Genomic DNA, 5,504 nt, shown 5'->3' with positions numbered 1-5,504 from the left:
GCATTTATCGCAGTTACTCTCACGCCTGCCGGGCAATATTGATGTGCGCATGAGCACCATGGGCCATGTGGTGTGGGTGAGCTGGCACGACAGGCTCGCCCCCGCCGTAGGCCAGACGCTGCTGAATTATGGCGGCATGCTTGTGGGAGAAGAAGCAGAACAGTCAATCTGGTTCTTCTTTACTGACGACGTGTTTCTGGCTCTGGCCCGGCTGATGGTGTGGGGCAATTTTAACGAATTGCCCGTAGCCATTGAACTGTTCCCGGGCCGGTTGCAGTTCGGGCGCAAGCGCGAGGTCAATCTGCTGCTGGACGGCGCCTTGCAGGCCCAGCAGATCGTCGTGACCGATGCCCTTGAAATCTGGATCCATCCCAAGAGCCGCGAGGGTAAAAAAGGCCTGCCCGGCATAACCTTTGAGCGCCGTTCCGGGCGGCAGGGCATGGCGGGTGTGGACTGGGCCTCCATGACGGTTGACGTGCGCATGCCCTATGCCTCCACTCAATCGTGGTTTGCCCTGCTGCACCCCTTGGGCAGCCCGCTGGACAAGGCCTATCAGGTCGGCTGGACGTCCATGTTCAAGCGGCTAGAAGCCCTGCTGCAAAAGCACAAGATCAAATCCATCGTGGACAATACGTTCATGATGATTGCCATAGACAACCTGCAAATGTTGCGCACCTTCATGCGCGACTATCTGCACAGCTTTGACAAGGAAAAAAACGAAGCTGCGGGCTACTGGCCCTGCGTAAGCGTGGTTGCCGACCGCAACAACCTGAATTTCAACGCGGATCTGCCCAAGAAAATAGGCTTGCAGTGGGATAATCTCATGCCGGATTTCCCCTATCTGAGCTATCGCAATGCCTACCTGCTGGGGGAGGGCTTTACTGTTCGCGATCTGCGCTTTACCGGCGAGCAGATGGCCATGGACAGCTGGTGCAACGTGATGCTGGACGAAAACAGCCTCAGCGGCAGGTCTATTGCGCTGTTGATGCCAAGCCGCCTCACATCGCCCAGCCCCTCTGGCATGGGCTGCGTTTATTGCGGTATTCACAGCCACGATTCGTCAGAATGCCCCACGCGTTTTGGGCCTGCCTCCAACAGTCAGGAAGTGTGGGAAAAAATCGGGCAGCTGGATCTTGAAGCCATCAATGAAGGGTTCCGCAGCATAGAAATGACGCTGACGGAAAAAGGTGCAGGCGGCTACGGAGCAGTGCTTGGCGGCGAAGACGATGCCGCTGCGGTGCTGCGCGCCGTGCTTGAAATCAATTCTGCCTGCCAGTTGCGCAACGTGCCGAGGCACTGGCTTTACCGCATGCGCGAGCCGGAGCCCCACGAAGCCGTCCCCACCAAGGATGACAGCCCCGCCTGGGATCTGCTGGACAAGCTCATTGCCACGTCTCCGGCTGAAATGTCGGAGATGGAAAAAAGAATAAGTCAGGCAATTTCCAGGCATCAGCGCGATCCGCGTCTGCATATGGTGCAGGCTTTTGCCCACATTGAGCGCAACGATTATCCCCGTGCGGAAGCGGCGTTCCGCAATGCGGCGGTGCTTACGCCGTCGCCCGCCCTGCAGGCCTGGACAGAATTTTTTCTTGCACGTCTGGCGGAAGAACAAGGGCAGTTTTCTCAGGCCATAGAACAGTATTCACAAATTTGGCGCGTCATGCCCCAGTGGCGCGAGGTCAAGTACCGCGAAATTGTCTGCCAGGTAAAAATGGGTTTTTGCGAGCCTATTCTGGATCAGCTTATAACGCTCATCCGTGAGGAGCCATCGTACTTCAACAGGGTTCTCATAGATCCGGCACTTGAGCGTGGCCGCCTGCTGATCCTATCAGCCCTGTATGACCTGTGGACAGAGGCCAAAAAATGCGCAGATGCCGACCGGGTTCGCGTCAACGAGATCAGTGCCCGCATCAATGCCTGGTTTGCGCCGGAACATCCCGTGCAGCTGCAACTTGGCGAAAAGGTGCGTGAACTGGAAACCCTCGCCAATATCAATAACTATCTTGCCTACCTCAAGGTCGTGGCAGAGCGGCCCAACCTGGAAAGGGAGATGGAAGACTGCATAGCCCGCGAAGTTGAAGACCTCCGCAATCGGTACAAGTACTATCTTGATATTCTGCAGGAAATTCGGGATGAAGCCTCCTGGTTCCCCTTTCCTGCGGCCCTGCGGGAGTTCAGCCAGGAATTTAACGAGAGCGCAGGCATCATCAACCGGGCATTTTCGTGCAACTTCAAGGAGGCCGAAGCCTTCAAGCGCGCCCAGAGCGAAACTCCCCACCTTGCGGAATTGTTACGCAGTCTGCGCAAGCGCCTGCAATTTTTGCGAATGGTGCGCGATGGTACTCTTTTTGGACTTACCCTGCTCAAAACATTCATGTGGCTGGAGGCCTTGGGGCTGCTGCTCTGTTTTGTTGCGGTGCCGGTGGTCTATTTTTGGGGCGAAGCGCTGCACTTGGGCTGGTTGCGGGATATTCTCGGCTCCGAGCCATGGTCGATCCAGAAAATTCTGATTCTCATTGTGACCATGGTTTCTCTGGGGACTGCGGCCCTGCGCACGACGATTGTGTTTGACCGCAAGCGTGAGCGCCTGCTTGAGGAGGCGCGCCAACAGCGAGAGCAGGCGCAGCAAACCCGGCTTGAGCGTATTCGTCACCAACGTCGGCTTGAGGCGGATCGCGCCCAGAAAAAGAAGGACGCGGAGCAAGCGGGGAAGAAGTAGTTAAACTAAGGCCAGCCTCTTGCATAATTTATCAATAATTGTTATTAATAAATCAAGCACTCAAGGAGGAAGCCATGACATCCCTGAAGGATTTTTCTCTTTACAATATAGATTGGAACCTCAGCCCCGAACACGCAGTTACCATGTATCTGGAGTGGGGAAATAACGACTGGCACTCAGAATACCCGCCGGTTCGATCCAAGGAAGACGTTTCCCACTACTTTGTGGTGGACAGCTGGCAGGAACCGCCTGTTATCCGGCTTGTGAAGCGCAATTCTGAAAGGGCGGACGATCTGATTACCGTTCCTCTGCCTGCGGGTCTGATGGAAGACTATCGCAAGGTTCACGGCTCATGGCGCGGCATAAGCGAACCCACGCCCGAAGTGAAGTCCTGGCTCAAAAAGGAGCTTGGACAGGATTGATGTCCAGCGCAGGGTGCCCCTGAAGTGCCCAAAGATACAAAAAAATGTTAAAAGGCCCGCGTAAAGCGGGCCTTTCTCGTGACAGGGAAAAAAGTCAAAGAGGCGGCGTTAGCGCGCTCCAAAGCCGGGGATACGGTATCTGTCTTCAAGCCAGCGCAGCAGAAACGTCGCCAGAGTGACCATTGCCAGATAGTACGCGCCCACAGCGATAAAGACTTCTGTGAAGCGAAATGTGTCAGAGGCCACAACTTTGCCTTCGCCCATGAGCTCAAGGCACGTAACCAGATAGGCCAGCGAACTGTACTTGATAAGATAGATGATCTCATTGCCGCAGCCGGGCAGGGCGCGCCTGGCTGCCTGAGGAATAATTATCCACGAGACTGTCTGCCACTGGCTGAAACCAAGCGCCTGGGCGGCGCGCACCTGCCCCTGCCGGATGGAAAGCAGCGCGCCCCGCACGTATTCCGACTGATAGGCGGCTGTGCAGAGTGTGAAGCTGGTCAGGGCCGCGCCAAAGGGCGAAAAGAATATGCCAAGCTTGGGCAGAGCGTAATAGATCATCATCAGTTGCACGGCCAGGGGCACACCGCGTATCAGCGAGGTGTAACCGTTGCCGAGGCGGCGCAGCCAGCGCGGCCCAAAAGCGCGGGCGCAGCCCAGGAGCACGCCGCCCACAAAGCCGAGGCTCCCGGCTGGGATAATGAGCGCAATCGAAACCAGCAACCCACGGTTCAGGGCTGGCAGCAGTTCGTTGCTGAAAAAGGCCGCGTCCAGCACTTAGGCCCCCATCTCCAGCAGACGCTGGCAAAAATCGCGGGTACGCGTGTTTGACCCTTCGGCCAGCAGTACGGCGGGTGAGCCCTGTTCAATGAGCTTGCCGTGTTCCATGAAAATAATTTCGGTGGCAAGAGCACGGGCAAAATCCATCTGGTGCGTTGCCATGACCATGGTCATGCCGCCGCTGGCGAGATCGCGAATAACGGCAAGCACTTCGCCCACAAGTTCGGGGTCGAGAGCCGAGGTCGGCTCATCAAGCAGAATAACCTTGGGATCCATGGCGAGGGCGCGGGCCATGGCCACGCGTTGCTTCTGGCCGCCAGAGAGCTGCGCCGGGTACAGGCTTGCGCGGCGGGCAAGGCCCACACGGGCAAGTTCTTCCTGAGCGCGGGCGCGCGCATCGGCAGCTGACATGCCGCGCACCTTGCGCAGGGCTATGGCCACGTTTTCTTCGGCGGTAAGGTGATCAAACAGGTTGAAATCCTGAAAGATCATGCCAACCTGAGCGCGAAAGGCGCACAGTGCGGCCTTGTCCGTGCGGTTGAGCAACTTGCCTTCAAGATAAATCTCGCCGGAATCCGGGGGGATAAGGCAGTTGATGCTTTGAAGAAACGTGCTCTTGCCCGCGCCGGAAGGCCCGATGAGCACCTTGAGTTCGCCCCGGTTCACCGTGAGACTGCAATTATCCAGAATGGGCTTGCCGCCCAACATCTTGGAAATGCCATTGACCTGCAATACCGCTTGTTGATCCACGCTCATGCTTATCCCATACCCATGCCTTCCATGCCGATCCCTGAGGAATAGCCGGGTACATGGATTTTTTGTTCCAGATGACGCAACAGTTTCAGCACCACCAGCGTCAGCACAAAATACAGCACGCCCGCTGTGGCGTAGAGGGCCAGATGCTCATGCGTCCTGGCCGCCACAAACGAGGTGCGGGCCATGATGTCTTGCGTGCCGAGCACAAAGCAGATGGCCGAATCCTTGAGGAGAATAGAAAATTCGTTGGCCCAGCCAGGGATGGAGAGCCGCATGGCCTGAGGCAGGATAATGGAGCAGATGCCCGTGCTTTCGCGCATGCCAAGAGCACGCGCGGCATTGAGCTGCCCGTGGGGCAGGCTTTCGATAGCGCCCCTGAAAATCTGCGACTGGTAGGCCGTGCTGGTGCTGCCAAGAACGATGCAGCAGATGAAAAAGGGATCAATGGAAATACCGATGCTGATGAACAGGCCGTAGCAGAGGAACAGCAGCACCAAGATGGGCACACCTCTGAAAAACCAAACATACAACGCCACCAGCCGTCGCAGCCAGGGGCCGCCATAAACCTGGGCCACGGCCATGGGCACGCCAAGCAGCAGACCCATTGTCAGCGACAGGGTGACGTTGCCCACCGTAACCAGACTGCCGGACAGAATGGAGGGCAGGGCGTTGTATACCACAAGCAATGAATTCATGTATGGAGGGTGCCTTTTCCGCACAAGCGCGAACCGTCCGGGTTGCAGGCGGTTCGCGCTTGACGTGTGGGCGCTTGCGCGTCCGTTATTTGCTCAGGTATTTCTGCTGCAGTTCTTTCCAGTAGGGGTCGG

At 57.0% G+C, this 5,504-nt stretch carries 5 protein-coding genes; 2 read left to right on the top strand and 3 right to left on the bottom strand.

The genetic code is table 11. The features are described 5' to 3' along the window. Both VEZ52_RS14385 and VEZ52_RS14380 read left to right on the top strand, forming a co-directional pair. Positions 1-2,719: hypothetical protein (locus VEZ52_RS14385; protein ID WP_324837423.1), on the top strand; the 2,719-nt coding region annotated here is incomplete at its 5' end. Positions 2,720-2,793: 74 nt separating this feature from the next. Then, a complete protein-coding gene (locus tag VEZ52_RS14380; protein WP_298995751.1) occupies positions 2,794-3,141 on the top strand; it encodes a DVU0772 family protein in 348 nt (115 codons plus the stop codon). A gap of 108 nt (positions 3,142-3,249) precedes the next feature. On the opposite strand, the gene VEZ52_RS14375 is transcribed toward VEZ52_RS14380, so the two are convergent. The 3 genes from VEZ52_RS14375 to VEZ52_RS14365 are packed head-to-tail and all read right to left on the bottom strand — an operon-like array spanning position 3,250 to position 5,372. Continuing rightward, positions 3,250-3,918, bottom strand: coding sequence for an amino acid ABC transporter permease (locus VEZ52_RS14375; RefSeq protein WP_192112456.1), 669 nt, complete (start codon positions 3,916-3,918; stop codon positions 3,250-3,252). Further along, positions 3,919-4,677, bottom strand: coding sequence for an amino acid ABC transporter ATP-binding protein (locus VEZ52_RS14370; protein WP_324837422.1), 759 nt, complete (start codon positions 4,675-4,677; stop codon positions 3,919-3,921). Between the two features lie 2 nt (positions 4,678-4,679). Next, positions 4,680-5,372 carry an amino acid ABC transporter permease gene (locus VEZ52_RS14365; RefSeq protein ID WP_323389953.1) on the bottom strand — a complete coding sequence of 231 codons (693 nt, stop codon included), beginning with the start codon at positions 5,370-5,372 and terminating at the stop codon, positions 4,680-4,682. Positions 5,373-5,504: the final 132 nt, after the last annotated feature.

The organism is Desulfovibrio sp., from assembly GCF_035644575.1.
Classification (GTDB): Bacteria; Desulfobacterota; Desulfovibrionia; order Desulfovibrionales; family Desulfovibrionaceae; genus Desulfovibrio.
The sequence above is the reverse complement of the archived record's forward strand: the minus strand, read 5'-3'. Positions and strand labels throughout refer to the sequence as shown.

Coding starts and splice junctions, on each gene's coding strand:
- VEZ52_RS14370 (WP_324837422.1), bottom strand. CDS start 4,677: ATGAGCGTGGATCAACAAGCGGTATTGCAGGTCAATGGCATTTCCAAG.
- VEZ52_RS14380 (WP_298995751.1), top strand. CDS start 2,794: ATGACATCCCTGAAGGATTTTTCTCTTTACAATATAGATTGGAACCTC.
- VEZ52_RS14365 (WP_323389953.1), bottom strand. CDS start 5,372: ATGAATTCATTGCTTGTGGTATACAACGCCCTGCCCTCCATTCTGTCC.